At 67.4% G+C, this 26,225-nt stretch carries 17 protein-coding genes and 1 pseudogene; 9 read left to right on the top strand and 9 right to left on the bottom strand.

The window, feature by feature from the left end; all coding sequences use genetic code 11:
- Nucleotides 1-89 precede the first annotated feature (89 nt).
- The 5 genes and pseudogenes from ACQPWU_RS47710 (at nucleotide 90) to ACQPWU_RS47690 (ending at nucleotide 8,349) form a co-directional block, all read left to right on the top strand.
- Entirely contained in the window at nucleotides 90-293 is a 204-nt protein-coding gene (locus ACQPWU_RS47710; protein ID WP_433445465.1) for a TetR-like C-terminal domain-containing protein, read from the top strand.
- 409 nt (nucleotides 294-702) lie between these two features.
- Complete coding sequence (locus ACQPWU_RS47705; protein ID WP_433432811.1) at nucleotides 703-2,172, top strand: alpha/beta hydrolase; 1,470 nt, start codon at nucleotides 703-705, stop codon at nucleotides 2,170-2,172.
- Nucleotides 2,173-2,462: 290 nt separating this feature from the next.
- A pseudogene (locus tag ACQPWU_RS47700) lies at nucleotides 2,463-3,057 on the top strand (cytochrome P450); the annotation flags it as partial.
- Between the two features lie 1,717 nt (nucleotides 3,058-4,774).
- Nucleotides 4,775-6,487, top strand: a complete 1,713-nt coding sequence (locus tag ACQPWU_RS47695) for an ABC transporter family substrate-binding protein (protein WP_433432809.1) — start codon at nucleotides 4,775-4,777, stop codon at nucleotides 6,485-6,487.
- Between the two features lie 140 nt (nucleotides 6,488-6,627).
- Entirely contained in the window at nucleotides 6,628-8,349 is a 1,722-nt protein-coding gene (locus ACQPWU_RS47690; protein ID WP_433432807.1) for an asparagine synthase-related protein, read from the top strand.
- 185 nt (nucleotides 8,350-8,534) lie between these two features.
- On the opposite strand, the gene ACQPWU_RS47685 is transcribed toward ACQPWU_RS47690, so the two are convergent.
- Nucleotides 8,535-9,638 carry a VC0807 family protein gene (locus ACQPWU_RS47685; protein WP_433432805.1) on the bottom strand — a complete coding sequence of 368 codons (1,104 nt, stop codon included), beginning with the start codon at nucleotides 9,636-9,638 and terminating at the stop codon, nucleotides 8,535-8,537.
- A 107-nt stretch (nucleotides 9,639-9,745) separates the two neighbouring features.
- Between ACQPWU_RS47685 and ACQPWU_RS47680 the strand changes: the two genes are divergently transcribed.
- On the top strand, nucleotides 9,746-10,342 hold the full coding sequence (locus ACQPWU_RS47680; protein ID WP_433432803.1) for a TetR/AcrR family transcriptional regulator: 597 nt from the start codon (nucleotides 9,746-9,748) through the stop codon (nucleotides 10,340-10,342).
- A gap of 52 nt (nucleotides 10,343-10,394) precedes the next feature.
- Here the strand turns inward: ACQPWU_RS47680 and ACQPWU_RS47675 are convergent, their stop codons facing one another.
- The 8 genes from ACQPWU_RS47675 to ACQPWU_RS47640 all read right to left on the bottom strand — a co-directional run bounded on the left by ACQPWU_RS47675 (nucleotide 10,395) and on the right by ACQPWU_RS47640 (nucleotide 22,453).
- A complete protein-coding gene (locus ACQPWU_RS47675) occupies nucleotides 10,395-10,667 on the bottom strand; it encodes a hypothetical protein (RefSeq protein ID WP_433432801.1) in 273 nt (90 codons plus the stop codon).
- A 6-nt stretch (nucleotides 10,668-10,673) separates the two neighbouring features.
- Nucleotides 10,674-12,932, bottom strand: a complete 2,259-nt coding sequence (locus ACQPWU_RS47670) for a glycoside hydrolase family 95 protein (protein WP_433432799.1) — start codon at nucleotides 12,930-12,932, stop codon at nucleotides 10,674-10,676.
- Complete coding sequence (locus ACQPWU_RS47665; protein WP_433432797.1) at nucleotides 12,929-14,557, bottom strand: hypothetical protein; 1,629 nt, start codon at nucleotides 14,555-14,557, stop codon at nucleotides 12,929-12,931. The genes ACQPWU_RS47670 and ACQPWU_RS47665 overlap by 4 nt, the downstream gene beginning before the upstream one ends.
- 34 nt (nucleotides 14,558-14,591) lie before the next feature.
- Nucleotides 14,592-15,470, bottom strand: coding sequence for a carbohydrate ABC transporter permease (locus ACQPWU_RS47660; RefSeq protein WP_364854442.1), 879 nt, complete (start codon nucleotides 15,468-15,470; stop codon nucleotides 14,592-14,594).
- Between the two features lie 2 nt (nucleotides 15,471-15,472).
- Nucleotides 15,473-16,384: an ABC transporter permease gene (locus ACQPWU_RS47655; protein ID WP_185070310.1), complete on the bottom strand. Its 912-nt coding sequence runs from the start codon at nucleotides 16,382-16,384 to the stop codon at nucleotides 15,473-15,475.
- On the bottom strand, nucleotides 16,374-18,710 hold the full coding sequence (locus ACQPWU_RS47650; RefSeq protein ID WP_433432795.1) for a glycoside hydrolase family 2 TIM barrel-domain containing protein: 2,337 nt from the start codon (nucleotides 18,708-18,710) through the stop codon (nucleotides 16,374-16,376). The genes ACQPWU_RS47655 and ACQPWU_RS47650 overlap by 11 nt, the downstream gene beginning before the upstream one ends.
- Nucleotides 18,711-18,832: 122 nt before the next feature.
- Entirely contained in the window at nucleotides 18,833-19,816 is a 984-nt protein-coding gene (locus tag ACQPWU_RS47645) for a LacI family DNA-binding transcriptional regulator (protein WP_433432793.1), read from the bottom strand.
- 48 nt (nucleotides 19,817-19,864) lie between these two features.
- Complete coding sequence (locus tag ACQPWU_RS47640; RefSeq protein ID WP_433432791.1) at nucleotides 19,865-22,453, bottom strand: glycoside hydrolase family 3 C-terminal domain-containing protein; 2,589 nt, start codon at nucleotides 22,451-22,453, stop codon at nucleotides 19,865-19,867.
- 298 nt (nucleotides 22,454-22,751) lie between these two features.
- Here ACQPWU_RS47640 and ACQPWU_RS47635 point away from each other — a divergent pair, with 298 nt between their 5' ends.
- Genes ACQPWU_RS47635 through ACQPWU_RS47625 form a run of 3 tightly spaced genes read left to right on the top strand, consistent with a single transcriptional unit; the run spans nucleotide 22,752 to nucleotide 26,223 of the window.
- Nucleotides 22,752-24,413: a hypothetical protein gene (locus ACQPWU_RS47635; protein ID WP_433432789.1), complete on the top strand. Its 1,662-nt coding sequence runs from the start codon at nucleotides 22,752-22,754 to the stop codon at nucleotides 24,411-24,413.
- Nucleotides 24,410-25,327, top strand: coding sequence for an ABC transporter permease (locus ACQPWU_RS47630; RefSeq protein WP_433432787.1), 918 nt, complete (start codon nucleotides 24,410-24,412; stop codon nucleotides 25,325-25,327). Before ACQPWU_RS47635 ends, ACQPWU_RS47630 begins: the two co-directional genes overlap by 4 nt.
- Nucleotides 25,324-26,223, top strand: a complete 900-nt coding sequence (locus ACQPWU_RS47625; protein WP_433432786.1) for a carbohydrate ABC transporter permease — start codon at nucleotides 25,324-25,326, stop codon at nucleotides 26,221-26,223. Before ACQPWU_RS47630 ends, ACQPWU_RS47625 begins: the two co-directional genes overlap by 4 nt.
- Nucleotides 26,224-26,225 lie beyond the last annotated feature (2 nt).

The raw sequence follows: 26,225 nt of genomic DNA, 5'->3' as shown, positions 1-26,225 counted from the left end.
CACGGCCACTTCGTCTTCAACAGCATGAGCGCGGGATGCGCGTGCGACACCCAGGAGCACCTAACCGCCGGTGACCAGAACACCGCGACCTGCCCCCGGCCGCCGTCGCCCTTGCGATGCGCATGTGGGGCCGCCTGCACGGCTTGATCTCCTTGGAGGTCTACGGCCATCTCGGCACGCAGACCAGCGATCCCGCCAAGCTCTATCACGCCGAACTGCTCTACCTGCTCAGATCCCTGGGGCTCGACGTGGAGCATGCGCGCCACCTGGGGATCCCGCGATCCTCGGCCTGAGCCCTCTGGACGATGTGCCGCAGAAGGAGATGACGCCGGCCACAGATAGCGCCCTGATATCCGTGGCACTGCTGATCATGACCGGCGACAACGAATGCGGGCCGCTACGTGAAGCGGCCCTGTTATCTTTGGCCGCGGCAAGGAGGACGCCGTGCCCGCCGTGACGCCGCTGCCGACAGCCCAGCGCCTGAGGCCCGGCTGAAGATCTTTACACACTTGAAGTGACAACCTCGACGTTCTGGGCCATCACCGAAAGAAGGCTGGCGTTATCGAGACGGAGGGCGACCACCGGTGGGCCATGGAGATAGTGGAGGCCGCCGGTTTCGGCACGAGGTAGGGTATGCCCTACCCCTTTCTGACCTGCGTCCCTGATCGTGGTCGTGGGGCCGGGATTGGCAGCCTGTCACCCATGAAACGGATGGTGATTCCGGCGGCCATCGCCGGCCTGCTTTTCGCTGCCTTCCCACCCGGTGCGCAGGCAGCGGAGACGAAGATCGACTGGAAGCCGTGTGCGCAGGCGCAGGGGGTCGATCCCCGGCAGGAGTGCGCGAGCGTGAAGGTGCCGCTGGACCACGACAAGCCCCACGGGAAGCAGATCACCCTGGCCGTCTCCCGGATCGCCACCGCGCTGCCGGGCAGGCGGCGTGGGGTGTTGCTGTTGATTCCTGGCGGGCCCGGCGGCTCATCGATCAACAAGCCGAGCGCCCTGGCGCAGCGGTTGCCCAAGGAGGTGTCGGAGCAGTACGACCTGGTGGGCTTCGACCCGAGGGGTGTCGGCGGCAGCAGTCCCGTGTCGTGTGGCCTGGATCTGGCTGATCTTGGGTCCTCCTTGATGAAGGGGTGGCCCGGCAAGGACGGCGACATCACTGCGAACGTTGCCTGGGCGCGTCGGGTCGCGCAGGCGTGCGCCCGTAACGGCGGGGACGTGCTGTGGAGCATGAGCACGCAGACCGAGGCCAGGGACATCGACAGCCTGCGCGCCGCGCTGGGGGAGCCGAAGCTGTCCTACTGGGGAGTCTCCTATGGCACCTATGTGGGTGCTGTCTACGCGACCTTGTACCCGCAGCGTACCGACCGGGTGGTGCTCGACAGCAACGACGACCCCGACCACCACCGGGTCGCTCGCGGCTGGGTGGAGAACTACGGCGTCGCCGTGGAGGACCGCTTCCCCGACTTCGCCGCCTGGGCCGCCTCCCGCGCCAGCACTTACCAGCTCGGCAACACACCCGAGGCGGTACGCGAGAGCTTTCTCGACCTCGCTGAGCGGCTGGACGAGCAGCCGCTCCCGTGGCCCGGCAACAACCCGCCCCGACTTGACGGCAACGTGTTGCGGGACACCATGCTCGGCGCGCTGTATTCCGACACCAGCTTCCCCGCGCTCGCCGGGCTGATGAGGGCCGGGCTGGGAAAGAGCTCGCTACCCGAGCCGCCGCGGGTCCCGGAGGCTGCGCTGCAGAACACGCTCGCTGTGGTCATGGGCACCATCTGCAATGACGTCGAGTGGCCTCGTTCGATCTCCTGGCACCAGCGCCGGGTGCTGGAGAACCGCGCCGAGTATCCGCTGACCGCGGGGATGCCCGCCGGGATGGGTCCGTGTTCCTTCTGGCCGGCGCCCGATGAACCGGCCGTCCGGGTCACCTCGCACGGCCCGTCGAACATCCTGCTGATCAACAACCTGCGCGATCCCTCCACCCCGTACAGCGGTGCGCTGAAGATGCGCCGGGCGCTGGGCGACCGGGCCGTCATGGTCGCCGTCGACTCCGGAGGCCACGGCGCGTACTTGGCTAACGGCAACGCCTGCGGCGACCGGACCGTCTCCCGGTTCCTGGCGGACGGCACCCGCCCCCGGTACGACACCGTCTGCCCACGCGTAGGCTAAGCAACAGTTCTTGAGCTTAGTTCGCCGGATCTTGCTCCTCCTTCCGCACACGAGGCCTGCGACCTACGTCTTCCTCTGTCTCTGTTCCTTCAGTCGTAGGTTCTCGCCTAATGCCGCTGCTGGGCCAGGCAGAGCATGCGGGTATACGTGCACCGATGATGGAGATCGGCTCGGTCGTCACCGATCAGCAGCGGGCCGAGGAGTGGTCGCTGTCGCGAGCAGCCTGCGACAGCTCCTTGGGCGGGCCGAAGCGGGCGCGGCCGCCGGGCTGGGCAGGCATGGACAGCTTTCGAGCAGCACCACCGCTGGTGGGCAAGTTCACCGTCCGGCGGATGCGGCTGCTCACCGAGCGCGTCGAGCAGGTCACCGCCGAGCACCTGGACGCCATGGAGAAGGCCCGTCGGCGGACTTGGTGACCGCGTTCGCCAAGCCCATCCCCGCCATCGTCATCTGCGAGCTGCTGGGCGTGCCGTACGAGGACCGGGGTCGCTTCCAGGAGAACATCGACAAGTTCCTCGGCGGCGAGGAACTCATCGCCGCCTACATCGCGACCCAGCAGTACCTCGCCGAACTGGTGGCCGCCAAACGCGCCAACCCCACCGACGACGTGCTCAGCGACCTGCTCGACAGCGATCTGACCGACGAGGAGCTGAAGGGCATGGCCCTGATCCTGCTGTCGGCCGGCTTCGGCACCACCGCCAACATGCTGGCGCTGGGCACCTTCGCGGTGCTGCAGAATCGGAGCAGCTCGCCGCGCTGCGCGCCGACCCGTCGCTCACCGAGGGGGCCGTGGAGGAGCTGCTGCGCTACCTGAGCGTCGCCAAGCAGTTCTACCGGGTGGCGCTGGAGGACGTCGAACTGGGCGGCCACACCATCCAGGCCGGCCGAGAACGGCGCCGACACCGGCACGCTCCTGGCCTGCACAGGCCACACCTTCGTCACCGGCCTGACCCGCCACTCCCTCACCTCACCCGTCGGCAAGAACGCCGCGACCCCCACCGCCGAGGCTGACCGGCCCGGTACCGCGGCCCGTTTCTGCCGATCCAGATACGCCGGCCACCAGCAGGTGCTCGCGCATCGCTGCACTTCCTTTACGGGGGTGACGCTGCCACCTGGCCGCACATCCTCAATGCCCGCGAAGGCCGCGATGGAGCCCGCCAGCGCCCATCCTCGGTCTCGCGTTCGCCTACCTGGGCGCCCAAGAGGCGCAGCGCCAGCGGGCAGCCACCGCCCTGATCACGCCCCAAAACCCCAGCTCGCGACAGGAAGCCGAGTTTCCGGGCGGGACAGGCCGCCGGCACACTCGGACGGCTCCTCACCCGCCACAAGGGCCACGCCTTCGACACCGACATGCGGCGCCGGATTAGCGCGATCCTTCGGCCTCCTTCGGCCCATGCAGCGTACTGCGGCCACCACATGGCGAGATTAAGGGACTTATGGTACCGTATACAAGTACTGATCGTCCCCATGTGCGTCGGGAGAAATGTTCGTCTTGGGGAGATCCTTTTCAATGTGCTCTGGCTTCGATCGGGGAGATAAGGATGTGCTCGATTTCCTTGGGTGACGACGACGCGGAGCTGCGCCCCGCTGGAGCCGTGGCGGGCTGGGGGTCCCTGGCGCGCATCGATCCAGGGGGCGCAAGTTCATCCGCGCTACGAATGGGAGCCCCCCCACCTCGTCTGCTACCCGGTATGGCTGTACCCGCACGACCGCTGGAGTGACCAGCAATTCGCTCTTGGCCCACACCACGATGCCGTGCGCGAGGCGATCGAACATCAACTGAACCTGCATCACGCCTGATCAGGAAGGGATCTTCAAAGCGGCTCCTCCTGGCCAGCCGTACTCATGAGCAGCCCGTCCCGTGCCGGCAGAAGCGTGGAATGAGACCCGACTCGCTCAGCGCCTCCAGAACGGCTGCCTCACCGCGACGGTCCGTCCGTCGGCGGGAGGTCTGTATTCACATGGCCACCCGGACTTTTGTACGGGCAAGGTGCCGCGGCCGCTGAAGTTGAGCAACTGCCTCTGCTCGTCGAACTCCTCCCCGATCGTGCGAAGCGCTGTCCGCAGCGGGTCTCGGGCGGTCAGCGAGAGCCCATCGCCCATGCCCGCACGCTAGAGCCGAAATTGCCGGGGCTGGAGGTGTCCATCTACGCGGGCGTGATCAACCTGTTGGAGGAGCTGAGGAGCGGGCGATTCTGTCTCACCTGTTCGTGGTACACGGCCTGGCCGTGGTCCAGCATCTGGCCGATCGCATGGCCGTCATGTACCCGGGCGGGATCGCTGAGATCGGGACGGTAGCGAACTTCTACGACCACCCCGTGCACCTGTACGCGCACGAGTTGTCGTCGGTGATCCCACTGCCCGACCCGAAACAGAACGCATTCGCAAGCGGATCCTGCTCGGAGCGACCTGCCCAGCCTGGCCGACCCGCCACCTGGATGCAGGTTCCGCACCCACTGCCCCAAGTGGGCCCCAGCTCAGCGGGGCCGAACGACCGCGGTGTGTGGACGAGGAGCCCTCGGTGGCCTGGCTCGTAAAAGGCCGTCGGCCACTACGCGGAAAAGATCGAGGTCATCACGGCCTCTGATGATCAGGAGGAGAAGTGAAGGTTCGTTACCCGGCCGCCGCCGTCGTCGCGGTCCTGGCCCTGGCCCTCGCGGCCTGCGGCGGAGGTGGCGGCGAAGCCAAGAAGCCGGGCGCCGAGCAGTCGCGGCAGGCTCAGCGGCAGATGGCGGCGACCCCGTCGATGAGCATCAACCCCGTCCCGTACGAGCAGGTCAAGGACGGTGGCACGCTGACGCTGGCGATCAGTCAGTGGCCTGCCCAGTGGAACGGCAACCACATCGACGGCAACCAGGCCGAAACGGCGACGATGCTCGACGTGTTCATGCCGCAGCTGATGCTGTCCGACGAGAGCGCCGTCATGACGGCGAACCCGGACTTCGTGACCGGCATCAAGGAGGACACGTCGTCGGGCAAGCAGGTCATCACCTACACCCTCAATGACAAGGCCATGTGGTCGGACGGCACGCCGATCACATGGAAGGACCTGGAAGCCACGTGGAAGGCCGACAGCGGCCAGGACAAGGGCTTCAAGCCCGCCTCCACGGACGGCTGGGACAAGATCGAGTCGGTCGAGAAGGGTGACACGGACAAGGTCGCCGTCATCACCTTCGCCAAGCCGTACTCGGAGTGGCAGGGCATGTTCAACCGCGCCACCTCCCACCTCTTCCCGGCCGCGCACATGTCGACGCCGGAGCAGTTCGAGAAGGACTACCTGCAGAAGATCCCCGTCACCAGCGGGCCCTTCAAGGTGGAGTCGATCGACGAGGGCACCAAGACGCTCACCCTGGTGCGTGACGACAAGTGGTGGGGCAGGAAGCCCAAGCTCGACAAGATCATCTTCCGGGCGATCTCCGACCCCGCGGCCGAGGTCAACGCCTTCGCCAACGGCGAGCTCGACGCCGTCGCCATCGCGCCGGGCGCCCCGGCGGACCTGGCGCGGGCCAAGGGTGTCCCGAACACTGACATCCGCAAGTCGCTCAGCCCGAACTGGCGGCATATCACCGTCAACAACCAGAGCAAGTTCCTGAAGGACAAGTCGGTCCGTCAGGCCGTCCAGTACGCCATCAACCGTGAGGTGATCGCCCAGTCGGACCTGAAGGACATGGACTGGCCGGTGCAGACACTCGGCAACCACGTCTTCATGAACAACGACAAGCGGTACGTCGACAACTCCGGCGACCTCGGCACGTACAACCTGGACAAGTCCAAACAACTGCTGGACGCCGCCGGCTGGAAGCAGGACGGCGAGTACCGCAAGAAGGACGGCAAGGAACTGGACCTGTCCGTCCTCGTCCCGACGGGGGCGCCCGTCACGAAGTCGGAGGCAGAGCTCGTCCAGGCCATGCTCAAGGAGGCCGGGATCAAGGTGACAATCCGCACGGTCCCCATCGACAAGCAGTTCACCGACTACATCATCCCGGGCGACTTCGACCTGGCGCCGTTCTCCTGGATCGGCACGCCGCTGCCGCTCGGCGGGCTGCCGCAGATCTACAAGACCGGCTCCGAGAGCAACTTCCCCAAGGCCAGTGACCCGGCCATCGACGCCGCCATCCAGAAGACGGTGGACGAGACCGACCCGGTCAAGGCCGCGGAGCTGGCCAACGCCGCGGACAAGCTGATCTGGGACGAGGTGCACACCATCCCGCTGTACCAGCGTCCCGAGATCTGGGCATGCAAGAAGACGCTCGCCAACTATGGCGCCCGTGGCTACAAGTACTACGACTGGACGACGGTCGGTTTCACCGGTTGATCCGGTCCCGGGCTTCCGCTGCTCCGGCGAGTTCTCACAGCGTCATCGGCGGCAGGACGGCCACGTCGAAACGTGCTGCCTGAAAGTAGATCGCCTCAACGGCGGATTACCTGTATGGAAACAACACTCGGGGGCGGTGTATGAGAGTGCTTCTGGCCGTGGCCGCGAAGCCACACCATCGCGATGCCGTACGGCAGGCGGTCCAGCGAGCGAAGGACTCGATCGAGGCGGCCTTTCCCGTCGAGTCGAAACACGTCCGCGCCGCGGAATGGCAAGCCTCGCACGGCGGCGTCCACATGCTGGCCTGGACCAACGAGCCGGAGTGGGAACCTCTGACCACGCCGGACGGCATCACCGCCATCGCCGGCCACCATCCCGGGGAAGGGCGTGACCTGACCGGTCGAGTGACAGCCGAGCCGGGCTGCTTCGCGGTGTTCCAGGCGAGCGAGCGCGGGCTCAGCGCCTCGACGTCTCTTGCGCCCGTCGACCCCGTCTACTACGCGCGGACAGGCGAGCTTCACGTGGTCGGCAACCGTGCCTTGCTGGTCCGGCTGGCGGCCTTCGGCGGGATCCGTTACGACCTGGGGGCCCTGCAGTCGATCGCCCGCCAGGGCTACTTCCTGTCGGAGGAAACCCCATTCGCCGAGGTCAGATCTCTGCCGCCCGCTTCTCGACTGGTCATGGAAGAGCAGCGGCTGACCATCACCACCGAGCCGCTGCCCGAAGGTGAGAGTCGTACCGGATCGAAAAGGGTCGCCGAAGGAATGCTGGCGGCGGTGGAGCCGCTGCTGCGGGCTTCCGATCCGGTACGGCTGACACTCACGGGCGGCAGGGACAGCCGCCTGATCGCGGCGCTGCTACGCGCGGCGGGCATCCCATTCCACACCTCCACCTCGGGCTTCGACGATCACCCCGATGTCGTGGTGGCCCGCCAGGTGGCCGCGGCGCTTGGTGTCGAGCACGAGGTGAAGGCGCCGCCGCTGACGCCGGCGAACGAACTGTCGGTGGTACATCCGGCGGATCGCGCCCAGAACGTACTGCGGGTGTGCGAGGGCATGCTGTCGGCCTACGAGAACATCAGCGGCGACGGCGCCTACAGCCGCCGCCCCTTGCTGGGTGGGCACAACGGAGAGATCCTGCGCGGTGGTTTCCTGTCCGGGATGGACGAGGTCGGCACTGAAGACGTGCGCCGCAGGACTCGGTCGCTGTTCCTGGCCCATCGGGTCCTGTTCACCGACACGGCCAACGCCCACGCGGAGGAGCTGGCCTGGCGATCGGACACCCCGCACGTACCCGATCACCTGTATCTGCGCTTCCGGGTGGGCCGCTGGCATGCCGCCTCCCGTGCCGCCATGCTTCGCAGGGGGACGCCCGTGCAGCCCTTCCTGGACAACCGGGTGATCGCGGCCGCGCTCGAGCTGGATCCCTTGCTCAGGCGCTCGGAGCGCCTGGTACACAAGCTGATTAAGACGTTCGCGCCGTCGTTGGCGGCGGTACCCCTGGAAGGTGGTCAGTGGCGCTTCAAGGCCGAAGGGCGCTTCGCCCGGCTGCGGGCCCGGGCTCAGGGGCTGACGGCCAAACAGGTCAAACCGTGGAACTGGCGTGCCGAGCCGGGCGAGGAGATCGCCACGGAGCTGAAGCACACCATCATGGCCTGCGCCAGGCTCGGCGACCTCGTGCGGCTGGACAAGGTGCCCGAGCTCTTCGAGCGCGGCAGGCTCACCAAGCCGCCGCTCGTCTGGCACCTGTACACTGCGGCCAGCCTGCTCGCCACCGACCTCACCAAGCCACGACCGCGCGCACGCGATCGGCTGCACGTGCGAACTCGACAGGATCGGATGGCGTCATCTCCACGGATCTAGGGCCTGTTGGGACTTTGGATCTTTTGACTGGTCGGAGGCTTCGGATCCACAAGAGTCGCGCCGTAGCGGGCAGGTGAGCTGCGAGGAGATTGGCCGAGCGTGCGGCATGACCCGGCAGGGTGCCACTCGCCCACAATGCCAGACGAATCCCGCAAGGGTTTCCGGTCACGGGCATAGACCGCATGTCAGCGGGCCTCGGCCCGGCTCATGCGCCGTTGCCGGTAGAGCAGGGACCAGCCGATCAGCAGGGCGAAGCTGGCGAGTTGGAGCACTGTGGACAGGCCGGCCATCACATCTAGGGGCAGGCTGTAGACGAGCGGGATCCTGATGATGGATTCGGCCAGCAGTCCGAAGCCCCAGACGAGGGTGAGGGTGCGGAACACCTGGCGGAACTGAGGTGCGGACTGCCACCGCTGTTCCCATTCGGCCAGTTTGGCGGGGTCGTCGGCGGTCAGGCGGCGCATGAGGGTGTACATGAGGGGCTTGCCCGTCAGGCAGGAGCCGAGCAGGAGCAGGCCGAGCAGCCCGGACAGGACGGACTCCTTGGCCAGCAGGAAGCGTGGGTCGCCGGTGAGGAGGGTGAGCAGTACGCCGATGGCGAAGCCGGCGCAGACCAGGGTGGCCAGGCCGTTGAAGCGGCGGCTCACGATCGCCACGAGCAGCACGCGGATCAGGGCGGCTGCCGCGCCCAGCAGCAGGGCGAGCTCGTCCTCCACGCCGAGCCGGCGGCAGAGGTAGTAGACGGCGATGGGCAGGAGCACGTCCGGGATGAGGGTCTTGAGCAGTTTCATGGGTGGCTCCTCGGGGTGATGAAGGGGGTGCGGCGGACAAGGGCGGGTGGAGGCGGCAGGTGTCGGATCAGGACGGGATCTGGTACGGGTTGTCAAAGGGGTGGAGGTCGAAGACGTCGAACCAGGCGCCGGCGCCGGCCAGGATGCGGTCGAAGTACGCGGTCCGGTGGCGTTGTAGGCGGTCATCGCCCCCGGCACGGCTGCGCCGAGGGCGACGAGCGCGCCCTGATCGGCCTGTTTGACGGCCTGGTGGAAGACGCTCAGGTGGGCGAGGTAGTCGTCGGGGTCGCCGGACCACAACATCGGGATGTTGGGCTCGATCTCGGTCCAGTCGTACGTGCCGGGCTCGGGCTCGATCTGGGACCGGAAGAGGTTGACGCGGACGAAGCGGTTGCCGAGGGCGCGGGCCTGGTCCATGAACCGGTCGGGTGAGCCGAACAGGCAGTAGGTGGCGCCGCGGTTTACGCTGGTACGGAGGTCGCCGAGGAGGTCTTCCACATCTATCCAGAATCAGAGCACCTTATTAGGGGACGCACAGTACCTTACGCGCGGATGCTCTAGGATGCAATAAGGGACAGGCAGGACCGTAGGCATCAGGAGGAGCCGTGGCGATCAGGGCGGAAGCCGACAAGCGCTCCCGGCGGCGAGGAGCCGAGCTTGAAGAGGCGCTGCTGCAGGCCACGATCGACGAGGTGGCCGAGGGCGGATACGCGCGGCTGACCATCGACCGGGTGGCGCAGCGGGCGGGCACCAACAAGACGGCCATCTACCGCCGCTGGCCCAACCGCGCCGCCCTCGCCTTCGCCGCCTACCGCCACTTCGTGGCCCGGCCCACGGCTCTGCCCGACACCGGCGACCTGCGTACCGACGTGCTGGAACTGCTGCGCGGGGCGGCGGCCCGGATGGGGTCGGCGGTGGGCAGTCAGATCCTGCGTGGCGTCATGTCCGAGATGCACACCCACCCCGAACTGTTCCAGCACCTGCGCGAGGAACTCGCCCACGAACCCGGCGCCATGATGACCATCCTCGGGCGGGCGGTGGCGCGCGGCGAGGCCCGACCCGACGCGCTACGGCCGCGCGTGGCCACGGTGCCCGTCGTCCTGCTGCGGCAGGAGTACCTGATGGATCCGGATGCGGGCATCTCCGAAGAAACCCTGATCGAGCTCGTGGACCAGGTCTTCCTGCCTATGGTGCGACTCTGATCAGAGTGCGAGCGCTCGTGGCGGTTCTCGCCTCATACGGTCACGTGGAGTGTCATGTCGTGCCCTTCCATTTGACGCGCCTGCCGTCGTGCACGCAGCATGCAGGGACAACGGTCTGGATGGAGGCGAGCACAGCGGTGGCCATGACCGAGCTCCAGTCGTTGACGTAGGTCCTGATATACGTGTACAGCCCGAGGGCCACCGGACGCACCTCCTCAGCCGTGGTGAGGATGAGGGCGAACAGGAAGGTGACCAGGTTGCGGCCTTGCTGGCGCAGCGCGGTGGCGTAGCCCCCGAAGCTGCGTCGCGATCGGGCCGGTCGCACGTGCGTTCACAGGGAACCCTCGGGGACGAGCGTGTAGCGGGTGCGCGCGGTCGCGTCCCAGGTCATGCGGCGGCGCCCCGCGGGCGCGCCGGAGACCTCCCGGGCCGGGACATGCCGCTCGCCGCAAGTGACGGTCAGCGGCGGAGTGTCGCCAGGGACCTCGACGACGAGCCAGCCGTCCGACCCGGCGGTGATCGAGGCCTCCGTGAGCACGCCGGCGGACCAGACCACGGAGGCGCTGTGGCCGGCGCGGCAGCGGATGCCGCGCACCGACCCCGTGTCCCAGCTCTGCGGCAGGGTCTTCAGCAGGCTGACCGCGCCTTCGTGGCTCTGCACGAGCAACTCGGTCATCCCCGCGACAGCGCCGAAGTTGCCGTCGATCTGGAAGATGTAGCCCGATGGCCGGCCGCCGTGGGGGTGCAGGTCCAGCAGCGAGACGGAGCTTAGCTCGTCGAGCAGGATCGCGATCGAGCGCTCGGCCAGTTCCGGGTCGCGCAGCCGGGCGGCCAGGCACAGGATCCACGCCTGGCTCCAGCCGGTGTGTCCGCTGCCGTGGTGCAGCCGGGTGGCCAGCGCCTGCCGTACTGCCTCGAAGTCGTCCGGCGTCCCCGACTCGGTGATCCGGGTGCCGGGGTAGAGGCCGTAGAGGTGGGACAGGTGGCGGTGGCCGGGCTCCTGGGAGGGCCGCCGGTCATACCACTCCAGCAGTTCGCCGTCGATCGCGACCGGACGCAGCTGTGACAGCGCCTTGCCCGCGCGTACGGCGAGCTCGTTGTCGGTCAGCGAGCAGTAACGGGTCAGGACCTCGCGGACGAGCTCCTGGTCCATGGCCGCGCCCGCCGAGATGGCCGCCGGATTGCCTGCCTCGGTGAGGAAATGGTGTTCTGGCGAGGTTGACGGGCTCATCACCAGCTTGCCGTGGGCGTCGGGAACCAGCAAGTCCAGCGCGAAGGAGGTGACGCTGCGCAGAGCGGGTAGGAGCAGCTCGGGTGCTCCGCTGTACTCGAGGTGGTCCCAGAGGTGGGCGGTGAGCCAGAGCAGGCCGGAGGACCAGTTGGCCCACTGCGGATCGCCGTTGACCGGGGCGCTGAAGCGCCACAGGTCGGTGTTGTGGTGAGTGGTGGCTCCGGCGGCGCCGTAGTAGTGCCGGGCCGCGTCCTGGCCGGTATCGAGCAGGCCGCCGATCAGCTCGAACAGCGGTTGGTGCAGTTCGGGCAGGCCGGCGGGCTCGGCGGGCCAGTAGTTCATCGGGAGGTTGATGTTGGTGGTGTAGTTGCTGCTCCAGCCGGGCCGCACGTCGGCGTTCCAGATGCCCTGCAGGTTGGCGGGTTGGGTGCCGGGACGGGAGCTGGAGATCATCAGGTAGCGGCCGAAGTGGTAGTAGAGCTCGGCGCGCTCGTCGGGCAGCGACAGGTCGACCCGGTCGAAGTAGCCGCGGTAGTCGGCCTCGTGCTCAGCGAGCAACTCCGCCGTGCTCCGGGACAGTGCGGCCTCGACCTGCCGGCGCGCCTGCCGGGCCAGCTCGGCGGTGTCGGCGCTGGGCCGTACGGCATGGCCGCGGAAGCCGTCGGCGGCCGCGGCGACCATCCGTACCTCGCCGGATCCGGTGCTCTGGACGGCGATGACGACGGCGAAGCCCATGCCGGCGGCCACCGTGCCATCGCGGTCGGGCGCGTCCGCGCCGTAGACGACGGCGGGCTCCCGGTCGACGTAATCGGGCAGCACGTTCGCGGGCGCCCGGCCGGTGATGGTAAGCCACTCTCCGTCGCGGATCACCTCGACCGGGTGCGGTGAGGTGAACGCGGGCAGTTCGAGCGGCCCGCGAGCCGACGCGACCAGCACCCCGGCGGGGGCGGATACGAAGCTGGTCAGTAGACCGTTCACCATGGTCACCGCACGGGCCAGGTCGAGCTCTCGGCGGTAGCCGGAGGGCTCACCGGCGGCGGTATGGCGCCACTCGATGAAGCCCAGCGGCTGGTAGGCCTGGGTCCAGCCGCCGGACTGCATCCGGCGGCCCAGCTCGTCCGCGCGCTCGAAGTCGCCCGCGGCGATCGCGGCACGCAGCTCTGGCAGCAGCCCGGCAGGAGAAGGACCCTCCGGGGGCGGCTGGGGACCGCCCGACCAGAAGGTGTCGAGGTTGAGGTCGAAACGCTCTACCTCCGGCCCGCCGTACGCCATCGCGCCCAACCGGCCGTTGCCGAGCGGGAAACCGTCGTGGAAGTGGGCGGCGGGTGTGGAGAGCCGGAGGAGATGTCTGGTCGTCACAGCGCGTCGTATGCCTTCTGCTGGATCTCGAGGTAGCGGGTCACGCCCAGGCCGTTGAGCCCGTCGAGGTAAGCCTGCCAGGCGGAGTCGTCGTCGATGTTCTTCTGGCCCGTGACGAACTGCAGGCTGGACTGGTTGACGTAGTTGTCGATGTTGGTCTGCATGGTGGCCAGCTCGCCTGCCTCCTCCGGCGCAATCTTGGTGTGCCAGATCGGGAAGATCTGGTCCTTGGGCTCCTTGCCCGCGTACAGCTCGGTGGCCTTGAAGAGGCGGCGCTCGTAGCCCGCCTGGTCGTAGATGTCGGTCGATGCCACCTGGGCGTTACGGAACTCCTTGGTGTTGTCGTACTCCGCCATCGGCCCCCAGGCGCCCTCCCTCTTCGGCGCGTCCTCGGGCTGCGTCAGCGTCTTGAACGACGGCTTGAGGCTCTCGTCGAGCGCGACATCGCCGGGGCCCGCCTTCGCCCAGTCCTTGTCCTCCTCGCCGACCTGGCCCAGGACGTGTCCCTCGTCGGTGAACAGGTAGTCCAGCAGCTTGATCGCGGAGATCTGGGTCGCCTCGCTCGCCTTGGAGGTGATGACGAAGGAGGCGCCGGGCAGGCTGGGCAGTATGTAGGTGGCATACTGCGCGCCGGACGGGCCGGTAAGCGGGGCCACGGCGTCGTAGTCCTTGTCGCGGCCGTCCTTCTGGCCCAGGGTGACCAACTGAGCCGGGTGGTGTACCGTCGCCGAGCCGACGACGCTCACCCCGGCCTTGTCCCCCTTGGCCTTCATCGCGTCCCCGTTCTGGGTGAAGGCCGCCTGGTCGATCAGGCCGTCCTTGTACAGCCCCGCGAGATAGCGCAGGCCCTCGCGCCAGCCGGGCTGCACGGCCTGCAGTTGCACCTTGCCGGCGTTGACCGCCAGCGTGGAGCCGTACGCGCCGGTGGCCTGCGGGTCGTAGACGAAGGCGTTCATGAGGTACGGCAGGAGCGGGTTGGCGGTGCTCGCGCTCAGCGGGATCTCATCGGCCTTGCCGTTGCCGTTGGGATCCTTGGTCTTGAACGCCTTCAGCACCTCGCGCAGCTCGTCGGGGGTGGTGGGCTGCTTGAGTCCGAGCTTCTTCAGCCAGGCCGAGTTCATCCAGAGCTTGGAGGGGTAGGAGCAGTGGAAGCAGTCGTTCCACTGTGGCATGCCGTAGATCTTCCCGTCGGGCGCGGTCGCCAGCCGCTTGAAGTCGGGCGTCGACTCCAGCGCCTTCTTGATGTTGGGGGCGTACTTGTCGATGAGGTCGTTGAGCGGCACGAGCACGCCCTGCTTGCCCAGGCGGATCAGCTCGGCCTGGGAGAAGGCGTCGACCCAGGGGATGAGCATGTAGACGTCGGGGAGATCGCCGCTGGCCAGCGAGATCTGGCGCTTCTCCTTGGCCGCGGCGCTGTCCCAGGTGGTGGTCTCGAAGGTGAGGCTCACCCCGAGCTTCTGCTGCACGCGCTTGGTGAACGGGCTGTTGCTCAGGTGCTGGTCGGCGTTCTGCTGGGCGAAGATCCTGATGGTGCCGGCCTTCTGTTCCTGCTTGGGCTCCTCGGCGGAGCAGGCGGACAGGGCCAGGAAACCGGCGGTGAGTGCGGCGACGACTCTGACGGACACGGTGATACCTCGATGTCTGTAGGTGGGGGGTGTGTCAGCCCTTGACGGAGCCGATCATGAGGCCCTTGGTGAAGTGCCGGGCGACAAAGGGGTAGATGAGGAGCACGGGTACGGTCGAGATCACGATGAGCGAGTATTTGAGCAGATCGGCGAGTTGCTGGCGCTCCATGGCGGTGGCGACGTCCATGCCGTTGCTCTGGGTGTTGAGGATGAGGATGTTGCGGAGCACGAGCTGCAACGGGTAGAGGTCGTCGCTCTTGAGATAGAGCAGGGCGTCGAAGTAGGAGTTCCACTGGCTGATGGCGTAGACCAGCGCGATCACCGCGATCATGGGCTTGGCCAGGGGCAGCACGATCGACCAGAGAACCCGGAAGTGGCTCGCGCCGTCGATCTCGGCGGCCTCGAACAGCTCGCGAGGGATGGAGTGGCGCAGGTAGGTGCGCGCGATGATCACCTGCCAGACGGCGATCGCGTTGGGGACGATCAGCGCCCACCGCGTGTCGATCATGCCGAGAGACTTGACGACCAGGTAGGTGGGGATGAGGCCGCCGCCGAACAGCATCGTGAAGACGATCATCCGGGTGAGTAGCCCGCCTCCGACGAAATCCCTGCGGGACAGCGGATAGGCCAGCATGAGCGTGAGGCTGACGCTGACGAACGTTCCCACGGCCGTGTAGAAGAGCGAGTTGCCGAAACCGACGAGGATCTGCGGATCGGACAGTGCCACCTGGAAGCCGCGCAGGGTGAAGTCCACCGGCCAGAAGGTGACCCGGCCGGAGCTGACCGCGTTCGGATCGCTGAGGGAACTGGCCAGGATGTAGAGCAGCGGCAGCAGCACGACCGCCAGGAAGGTGGCGAGCAGCACGTAGACGGCCACCATGAACAGCCGGTCCGTTCGCGATTCCCTGACCATGGTTACCAGAGCCCCGATCCGGAGACGCGCTTGGCGACCCTGTTCACGACGATGAGCAGGACGAGGTTGACGGCGGAGTTGAACAGGCCGACCGCGGTGGCCTGGCTGAAGTCGGCGTTGAGCAGGCCGGTCTTGTAGGTGTAGGTGGCGATGATCTCCGACTTGCTCAGGTTCAGCGGGTTCTGCAGCAGGAACGCCTTCTCGAAGCCGACCGCCATGATGTTGCCGACGCCGAGGATCAGGATGATGGCCGCGGTCGGCATGATGCCCGGCAGGTCGACGTGGATGATCTTCTGCAGGCGGGAGGCGCCGTCCACCCGGGCGGCTTCGTACAGCCCGGGATCGACTCCGGACAGCGCGGCCATGTAGACGACGGCGGAGTAACCGGCGGTCTGCCAGATGTCGCTCCACACGTAGATGTGCCGGAAGTAGTCAGGATTGCCGAGGAAGTCGATCGAGGGGATGCCGAACAGCCCCAGCGCGTCATTGGCGAGCCCGACACTGGGCGACAGGATGAGGATCGTCATGGAGACGACCACGACCGTCGAGATGAAGTACGGCGCGTAGGTGACCAGCTGCACGGTCCGCTGGAAGAACCCGCGCCGGACCTCGTTGAGCGCCAGCGCCAGGATGATCGGGATCGGGAAGCTGGCGAGGAGGAAGTAGGCCGACAGGATGAAGGTGTTGCTGACCAGCGTCCAGAAGACCGGGTTGTCGAAGAAGGCGCGGAAGTGCCGGAAGCCGACCCACTCGCTGCCCCAGATGCCGTCCAGGACGCTGTAGTCCTTGAAGGCGATGACCGCGTTGGCCATCGGGATGTACTTGAAGATCGCGAAATAGGCCACCGGCACCGCGACGAGCAGGTAGAGCTGCCAGTTCCGGCGAATGCGCCGCAGGCGCGTGCTAGTGGCCATACACCCTCACCTCGATCAGTTCCGCCGGCCCGGCGGGGAAGCGCACCCACACCTCGTGGGCGAGCAGGGCGTCCAGCTCCACGCGGGCCGGGCCGCCTCCGGTCAGACCGGCCGCCACCTGGGCGCCGTCGTCGGTTTCGATGACGAACGGTACGTCGGCCCCCTCACCGAACCGGACTTCGATCCGCCGTAGCCGCCACGCGCCCTCCAGGTCGACGCGGACCCACCCGCCGCTCCAGCCGTGCTCGGTGCTGTAGTCGGTGACGTTATGAGCGGGTGATCCGCTGCTGAACACCGGCCGGTTGGCCGACAGCAGCCGCTCGCTGCCGGGCCGGTAGCGCAGGCTCGGCGGCCCAGAGGGCAGTTTGCGCGGCTGACCGGTCCACTCGGGGCCACCGGTCGCCATGATCGTGAGGGCGGCGGGCTCCAGACCCTCGGCGCTCGCGCGCAGGACGTTGACCCCGGCATAGTGGGAGCGGAACTCGATCGCCCCGATCCCGTCTACGACGGGCAGCTCGATCGAGGTGCCGGTCGGGAAGAGGCCGCCGCCCTCCAAGACCTCGATGGTCACCGTGCGTTCGTCGGAGATGACCGCGCCGCTCTCGTCGACGAGTTCGACCCGGAGGTAGGCGTCGTCGGTGCCGTCCGTGCCGATCGTCTCGGTGTCGGAGCTCAGCCGTAAGGCTCGCGCGGTGCCCTCGCTCGGCCAGACGGGGGGCTCGATGCCGCGCAGCTTGTTGCGGTACCAGTAGTAGGAGCGCAGCGGCACGCGGAAGTAGTCGATGAAGCCCATCCGGCTCATGTCGGTGATGATGCTGCCGTGGTGGAAGGCGCACCACAGCGCGATCCCGGCCCGCCAGGGGTGCTCGATCTCGACGCCGTCGGTGTAGCGCGGGCCGTAGACGCCGGGCCGGTTCTCGATGGCGCTGCCGTACTCGGTGACCAGGCTGGGCCAGGGCGGCTGGTGGAAGAGTGCCGCGCCGTCGCCGTTGTAGCCGGCCAGGTCGCCGAGCTCGTCGAAGCCGCCCCGCTGCGCGCCGCCGACCGCGGCGGGCCTGGTCGGGTCGAGCTGGTGAGCCAGGTCCACCAGGCGGGTGATGAGCTTCTTGGCCTCTGGCATCACCTCCGCGTCGGTGAAGAAGGGCTCGTTGCTGACGCTCCAGACGATGATGCTGGGGTGGTTGCGGTTGACACGGATCATCTCGGTGAGCGCGCGCAGGCAGCTCTCCTCGAACTCGGCGCGGTCCTCCTCGTGCGGCGGGTAGGCGCTGGCGTTCCAGTAGCCCTCCGCGTCGTGGCCGCCCACGCCCCAGAAGTGCAGTTCTGACCAGAACAGCAGGCCCTGCCGGTCGCATTCGGCGGCGAACTGCTCGTGGTGGGGGTAGTGAGAGCCGCGGATGAAGTTCATGCCGCACTCCTTGATCATCGCGACGTCGCGGCGGATGCCGGCGTGGCTCACCGCGTCGCTCCAGCCGGCGTGGTCCTGGTGGACGTTGGCGCCGTTGATGAGGTAGTGCTCGCCGTTGAGGAAGAAGCCGCCGTCGGTGGTGAACTCGACGGTCCGGAACCCGAAGGTCGTGCTCGCCTGCTCGCCGTTGCTCAGCCGCTGGTCGAGCTGGTAGAGGACCGGGGTGGCAGGGTGCCACTGCCGGACTTCGTCGAGCAGCAGCTGCGTCCGATGGGTAGTGGTCTCGCCCGCTTCCAGGCTGATGTGAGCGCTAACAGTCGCTAGCTCGACGCCGTCCAGGCTCACCACGGCGTCGAGCTGCCCCTCGAAGGGGGTGTCCCCGTCGTTGACGAGCTCGGTGGCGATCTCGACGCGGTTGCCGTCGGTGGTGACCGCCGTGCCGTACCAGGCGAAGCGGACCTTCTCACTGACGATCAGCGACACGTCGCGGTAGATCCCGCCGTTGAAGACGTGCTCTCCCGCCCGCGGCGCCAGGCGCGGGTTCCACTCGTTGCTCACCCGTACGGTGAGCTGGTTGATCCCGGGCCGGACCGCCTCGGAGACGTCCATCTCGAAAGCGGTGTAGCCGCCCAGGTGCCGGCCGACGTGGTGGCCGTTGACATAGACCTCGGCGTCCTGGAACACGCCCTGGAACTCCAGGGCGACGCGCTTGTCCGGGTGCTCGACGACGAAGTCCCGCCGGTAGACGCCACGACCCACATAAAAGCCGGCTTCCATGAAGTACGGCTGGCCGAAGGAGTGCGGCAGGCCGACGTCGTACCAGTCGCTGTCGTCATAGCCGGGCTCGGTGGCGCCGGACGGGTCTCCGTAGGTGAACTTCCATGACCGGTTGATCAGGCTCTTGCAGGTGGAAGGCACGATGGCGCGCTCTCGGAGAGAAGGGGTCGTGAACGTTCACGTAACGGCCGTGAACGCTCACGACATCTGTTGGAAACGTCACGCTACGGAGCGGGGTGCCTCCATGTCAATGGGGAACTTCATCAGGCGGATTCGCGCCAGATCAGACACGGGTTGACAACCCGTCGCATAGGCGGCAGCGGGGCGAAGTCGGCCGCGGCGAGCTCTTCGGCGATGTCCAGCGCGGCGTTCACCACGGCCTCACGCCCCATCGACAACGTCGTCAGCCGCGGGAGCACCGCCTCGCCCAGGCTCAGCCCGTCTATCCCGCAGATCCTGACCCGCCCGGGCACCTCGATGCCGAGCGCGTGCGAGGCCTGCACGGCGCCGATGGCCATGAGGTCGTTGTAGACGAGCACGGCATCCACCTCCGGATGGGCGGCCACGAGCTCGGCGAAGGCCTTCCCGCCACCGGCCAGCGACTCCTCCCCGACCGTGATCATTCGTGCCGACTCGGCGCCCGCCAACTCCTCGAACCACTCCCGCCGGAGCGAGGGATGGTAGGTCGGCGAGTCCCGCATGGTGAAGTCGGAATCGATCATCCCGAGGTGCCGTACGCCCCTGGCTCGCAGCGCCTCGATCGCATGCCGTACACCCTCACGCAGATCGATCTCCACCGAGTGCATGCCGGACCGGTCCATCAGGCGATCCACCATGACCAGCGGAACTCCCCGGCAGACCTGCGCGAGGTCGTCGTCCGGAAGGAAGAAGTGGCCCATGAACAAGTCCACCTCTCCTGCCAGCATCTCCATGGCCGCCGACTCCTCCTCCGTCTCCGTCGAGGCCATCAGCACGTGCCAGCCCCGAGCCGCGGCTGCGTTGAGCAGGTCCCCGGCGATCTCGGTGTAATACGGGTTGCGGAACGAGGCGACCAGATAGCCGATCGCGCGGGTCTTCTTCCTGGCGACGAGATTGCGGGCGAACCGGCTCGGCCGGTAGCCGAGGCGCTCGCACGCCTCCAGGACACGCTGTTTCGTCTGCTCGTTGATCTCTCCCATTCCGTTGATCGCGCGGGTCACGGTCTGCCGGGAAACCCCTGCAGCCTGGGCCACATCGTTGATCGTCACACGCTTCGCCATTGCCGCCCTCAGGTCAGTGCCTGGGGCCGATCGTACTCATGAGCCAAAGCGGAATGCGGCGAGCCTGACGTCCCCGTGCAGGCTGATCCGAAGGTCGTGAACGCCTTCGAGTGCCGAGTCCAGATCCGCTGCGATGGTCGTCCACGCGTAGCGCCCCCCAGTGTCGGGAACCGCGATCTCCGCGAGCAGCTGATCGGCCGCCGCGAAGGCCAGGCGCCCCTCACCGGTGACCTCGGCCTCGACCCGGGCCGCGCCGGACAGGTCTGCGGAGCGGAAGAGCACGGTCGCGGGCTGGCCGTTGGGAGCGATCGCATCTCCGGCGGTACGGCCGGCGTCGACCAGGGTGATGCCCGTGTAGTCGTCGAAGTCGATTGCCGAAGTGCGGGTGCCGACGACGGCGCGAGGTAACGGGGCCGGGCCGTCCACCGTGAGCGGGACCGTCAGGACGATGTCACCGGCGGAGCGGCTCACCAGCACCTCGTAGTCGCCGGGGTCGACGGTGAAGGAGCCGCTGGCCACGTCCCAGTGAGCCAGGTGGTCGGTCGTGATCTGGAAGGTGAGTTCCACGCTCTCTTCGGGAGCCAGCCGGACCTTACGGAAGTCGGCGAGCCGGAGCCGGGGCGCTTCGTAGCGCGCGTTCAACGCCCGCACGTAGAGCTGCACCACCTCCGATCCGTGCCTGGCGCCGGTGTTGGTCAGCGTCATCGAGACGACGTTGTCCGCGGAGATCTGCAGGTCGCTGTAGGTGAACTCGGTGTAGGACAGCCCGTGGCCGAAGGGGTAGAGCGGGGCGGCCCGGTGGTACTGGTAGGTCCAGCCCGCCTTGATGATGTCGTAGTCCAGCGGGTCCGGCAGCTCACCGCGATACCAGGTCTGCGGCAACCGCCCGCCCGGATCAGCCGCGCCGAGCAGCACGGCGGCCAGTGCTCGCCCGGTCTCCTGCCCGCCGTGGGAGGTCCACACCATGGCGGGCAGGTGCTCGTCGGCCCAGTCCAGGGCATAGGGGTAGCTGCTCATGGTGACCAGCACGGTTTCGGGGCGGGCCTCTGCGACCGCGCGCAGCAGCGCCTCCTGCCCCGCGGGCAGCGCGAGGTCCCGGCGGTCCTCTGTCTCGCGACCGTTGATCAGCGGGTGGTTGCCGAGCACCACGACGGCGACATCGGCGTCTTCGGCTGCCGCGCGGGCGCGAGCCGTACCGTCGACAAGCACTTCCCGCTCCCAGCACTCGGCGTCGCCAGGAGTCCGGGCGGTGAACCGGCCGTCGCCTGCCGCATAGAGGCCGGTACGGACGTTACGCAGCAGCACACCGCCGGAAACCGGTTCCAGATGGAAGGTCTCGTTGACGAACCAGGTCTTGATCACCTCCCGGTCGGCGGCCAGCGAACCGTCCTCCTGGAGGCTGTAGTAGCGCCCAGTGGTGGCATCGCGCAGCGTGAGCATCCCGGCACCCCAGTCGGTGACGTCGACCACGAGCTCACCGGCCGAGGGCGAGCGGAGCATGATCCGGTCGCAGCCCTCCACGCGGACGACCTTGCCGAGCGCCTCCTCCAACCCGTCGGCGACGGTGACCTGGTAGGGCATGGTGCCGCTGTACCAGTCCTCGAACAGGGTGTCCGCCAGGGGTCCGATGACGGCCACGCGAGGGGAGCCCGCCAGGGGCAGCAGGCCGTCGTTTTTCAGCAGCACCACCGATTCGGTCGCGGCACGCAGAGCCAGCGCCCGGTGCTCGGCGCAGTCGATCACCTCGGGACGGATGTCGGCGTACGGGTCCAGGTCCGGGTCGAACTCGCCGAGCCGGAAGCGCAACGAAAGTTGCCTTCGCACCGCGCGGTCGATGTCGCCCTCGTCGATCAGCCCGCGCTTGAGAGCCTCCCGCAGCTTTCCGAGCACCACCTGGCTGTCCTCGCCGTGATCGGTGAAGCTGTCGATCCCGGCCTTGAGCGCGGCGGCGTGGGATTCGGCGTGGTCGTCGAAGTAGTGCTCCAGCTCGACCAGGTTGCAGGGAGCCTCGGCGTCGCTGACCACGAAGAGATCCTCGGCCCAGCGCCGCAGCTCCGTCTCGATGAGCGGGCTGACGTGGCAGGGGCGGCCGTTGACCAGGTTGTAGGCGGCCATCACGCCGGTGGCCAGACCGGCGGTGACGATCGGCCGAAAGGCCGCCAGGTCATATTCCTGCAGGACCCGGGGACGCAGCCCGGAGGAGGTGACGCACCGGTCGTCTTCGTTGTTGTAGGCGAGGAAGTGCTTGAGCACCGGAGCCGCGCGCAGGTAGGTCGGATGGTCACCGGCCAGGCCCCGGCAGTAGGCCGCGCCGAGCCGCGCGGTGTGCACCGGATCTTCGGAGTAGCCCTCCTCGTTCCGCCCCCACCTCGGATCGCGCAGCAGGTTCACCACGGGCGCCCACGCTTGCAGGCTGTTGGCGCCGGTGCCGATCACGGGTGGGCGGTGCCGGTGGAACGCGCGCAGCTCAACGGAGACGGCCTCGGCGACCAGCCGTACCAAGGTCTCATCCCACGTCGCACCCAGGCCCACGGCCTGTGGGAAAACGGTCGCCAGCCCCAGCCAGCCCACGCCGTGCAGGGTTTCGGAGCCGGTGCGGAAGGGGGCGAGGTCAAGGCGAGGCACGGCAGGCGCGTACTGATGCAGCATCGCGATTCTTTCGTCCAGCGTCAATCGTTCGACGAGGTCATCGACGCGCTTGCGCACCGGAAGGGCCGGGTCTCGGAAGGGAAAGTTGTCGCTCACAGAAACACTCACAGACAGAGAGGTCGATGGAGTCGAAGCGCATCGACGCTGGCACGCCGTTTGAGTGATGTCAACGCTAACAAGGTAGAAACTTTCCTTTAACTTTGCTCTTGTTTTGCCCCGAAACATGTCATTAGTCTCGCGGCAACATACGAAGCGCTTCGAAGGGCAACCCCCCATGTTGAACCGCAGAGGCTTCCTCGGTGCCGCAGTGATGACTCCACTGCTCGCCGCCTGCAGCAGCAACGCTCCCCAGCCAGCGCAGAAGGTCGGTACGAACACCAAGACCGGGCTCCAAGCCGCGCTCCCGACCTACGTGCCGAGCTCCGCCGTCAAGCCGGACATCCCCTCCGTGGCAGGTCAGGCCGGCGCCGCCACCGACCCTGCCTTCCTGGCCTATCCGGCCAACCGGGTCGCCACCGTGCAGGGAGTGCCTGGCAAGGGCGGGAGCTACACCGCCGTGACCCCCCTGTGGGGGACGGTGCCGCCGCAGGGAAACTCCTTCTACGAGGCGATGAACAAGGCTCTGGGAGCCAGCTTCACCATGAAGCCCGCCGACGGCAACAACTACGTGACCATCATCCCCACCATGACGGCGGCCAAGAAGCTGCCCGACTGGATCCAGCTGCCGAGCTGGTGGAACAGCAACTTCAACGTCGGGGGACTGGTCGGAACGCAGCTCGCCGACCTCACGCCCTATCTGGCGGGCGACAAAATCAAGAAATATCCGAACCTGGCTGCCCTGCCCACCGCCGCCTGGCAGGCCGGCGCCTGGGGCGACAAGCTGTTCGGCATCCCCTCCTCCGCCAGCAGCTTCGTCGTCCACGGCTGCGTCTTCTACCGCCGCGACATCCTGGAGGCCAAGGGCATCACCGCCGACCAGGTGAAGTCCGCCGACGACCTGATGAACCTGGGCAAGGAGTTGACCGACGCCAAGGGCGGCGTGTGGGCCTTCGACGATCTATGGACCTACACCTTCCCCGCCTGGGACATCCCCAACGTCTGGACCGTCCAGGACGGCAAGCTGGTCCACAAGTACGAATTGCCGCAGTTCTCCGAGGCGCTCGACTGGCACTACCGCGTGGCCCAGGCGGGCTACATACACCCGGACGCGATCGCGGGCCAGAACGCCAACGCCGGCACCCGCTTCTACGCGGGCAAGGCGCTGATCGGCGGAGGAGGCACCGGCGCCTGGAACCTCGGCGACCACGAGTCGGGTGTCGCGGCCGACCCGAACTACCGTCGCGGCGCGCTCAACTACTTCTCCCACGACGGCAAGAGTCCCGCGCGCATGTTCATGGGCGAGGCGGCCCGCATCATCAGCTACCTCAACATCAATCTGAAGCCGGCGCAGATCGAGGAGTGCCTGGCGATCGCCAACTATCTGGCCGCGCCGTACGGCTCGGCGGAGTACACGATGGTCAATTTCGGCGTCGAAGGCACCCACTTCACCATGAAGGACGGGGTTCCGACGGCGACCGCGGACGGCAAGAAGTTCGTGCAGGCGACGACCTTCCCGTTCCTGGCCGCACCCGCCTCCGTGATCAGCAATCCCGGCGCCGACCAAGTCACCAAGGACTACGCCGCCTGGCAGGCCGCCAACATCAACGCGCTGTACAAGCCGGTCTTCCTGAACATGAACGTCAGCCTGCCCACGTCGCTGGCGACGGCCGCCGCGGCGCAGGCGGTCGAGGACGCCATCAAGGACTGCTATCACGGCAAGAAGAAGGTCGCCGAGGTCCAGGCGGCCATCGCCACCTGGAAGAGCAGCGGCGGTGGCGACCGGCTCAAGCAGTGGATGACCGAGAACGTGCTGAACAAGTACGGCACGGGCCAGTGAAAGAGCGCCTGACCTGGCGGGACAGGGTCAGGCGCGACCGTTCGCTGCTCATCATGGTCGTGCCCGCTGTTGTCCTGCTGCTGGTCTTCAACTACGCCCCGATGGTCGGGGTGATCACCGCCTTCCAGTACTACGACCCGTTGGTCGGGATCTGGAACAGCGAATGGGCTGGCCTCGACCAGTTCCACCAGATCTTCGCCGACCCGCTCTTCTGGGGCGCGCTCAACAACACGCTCTACCTCAGCTTCGTCCAGCTGGTCCTGTTCTTCCCCGTCCCGATCGCGCTGGCGATCCTGCTCAACTCGGTGCTCAGCGAGCGGGTGCGCAACTTCGTCCAGTCCGTCGTCTACCTGCCGCACTTCTTCTCGTGGGTGCTGGTCATCACGATCTTCCAGCAGATGCTGGGTGGTGCGGGCGCGCTCAACCAGTTCCTGCGCTCGAACGACCTGCCGGTGTGGGACATCATGTCCAACCCGGACACCTTCGCGCTGCTGGTCACTTTCCAAACGGTGTGGAAGGAGGCCGGCTGGGGGATCATCGTCTTCCTCGCCGCACTGTCGGCGATCAACCCCGGCCTCTACGAGGCGGCGGCGGTGGACGGCGCCGGGCCCTTCCGGCGGATGTGGCACATCACCCTGCCGAGCCTGCGCGGCGTGATCGTGTTGATGCTGGTGCTCCGGCTCGGGGGCGCGCTGTCGGTCGGTTTCGAGCAGTTTCTCATCCAGCGTGACGCGGTCGGGCACGAGACCGCGGAGGTGCTCGACACCTACTCCTTCTACTACGGCATCACCGCTGCCAACTACAGCCTCGGCGCCGCCGCCGGGCTTTTCAAGAGCGTGATCTCGCTCCTGCTCATCTGGGGCGCGAACAGGCTGGCGCATTCCTTCGGCGAGGACGGGGTGTACCGCAGATGACGAAAAGACCAAGCTGGCAGGAACCACCGACCGCCGTCGGCCAGTCCGCCAAGGGGATCACTCTTGGCGGAGTGCTGGCCGTGATGCTGGTGCCGCTCTGGATCGTCGTGGTGACCAGCCTGTCGACCCCCGGCGCCATCAACCGGGCCGGAGGCCTGGTGATCTGGCCCGATGGGATCACCTTCAACGCCTACGAGGAGATGCTGACCGATCCGACCGTCCGCACCGCTCTGGTGGTGAGCCTCGGTATCACCATCATCGGCACGGCGATCTCCATGGTCGTCTCCGTCCTGTGCGCCTTCGGCCTGTCGCGGCCGCGCTCGTTCGGGCACCGTTTCATCCTGGTGCTGCTGGTCGTCACGATGTTCATCGGCGGCGGACTGATCCCCACCTTCCTGGTGGTGACCGGGCTGGGCGGCTACGGTCAGTGGTGGGCACTGATCCTGCCCAGCGCGGTCTCGGTCTTCAACATCCTGGTGCTCCGCTCCTTTTATTCGGAGACCTCGGCCGAACTGATCGACGCGGCCCGGATGGACGGCGCCGGAGACTGGCGGATCCTCTGGTCGGTGGTCCTGCCGATCTCCCGCGCAGTGACCGCGGTGATCGCCCTCTTCTACGCCGTCGGCTACTGGAACGCCTTCTTCAACGTCATGCTCTACATGCCGACGGAGAGCGAGAAGTGGCCGCTGCAGTACGTGCTGCTGACCTACGTCAACCGCGGCGTCGGCATGCCGGGCTCGGTCAATGCCGGATTCGGCCTGGAGCATGCGCAGACCGCTCCGCTGTCGTTGCAGATGGCGGTGGTCGTCCTGACGCTGGTGCCGCTGCTCATCGTCTACCCGTTCGTGCAGAAACACTTCCGCACCGGCGTCCTGACCGGCGCCATCAAGGGATGAGC

The sequence above is a fragment of the Nonomuraea sp. CA-141351 genome, from assembly GCF_050944675.1.
GTDB lineage: Bacteria > Actinomycetota > Actinomycetes > Streptosporangiales > Streptosporangiaceae > Nonomuraea.
Note: the sequence above shows the minus strand (reverse complement) of the source record. Positions and strands in the feature narration are given on the sequence as shown.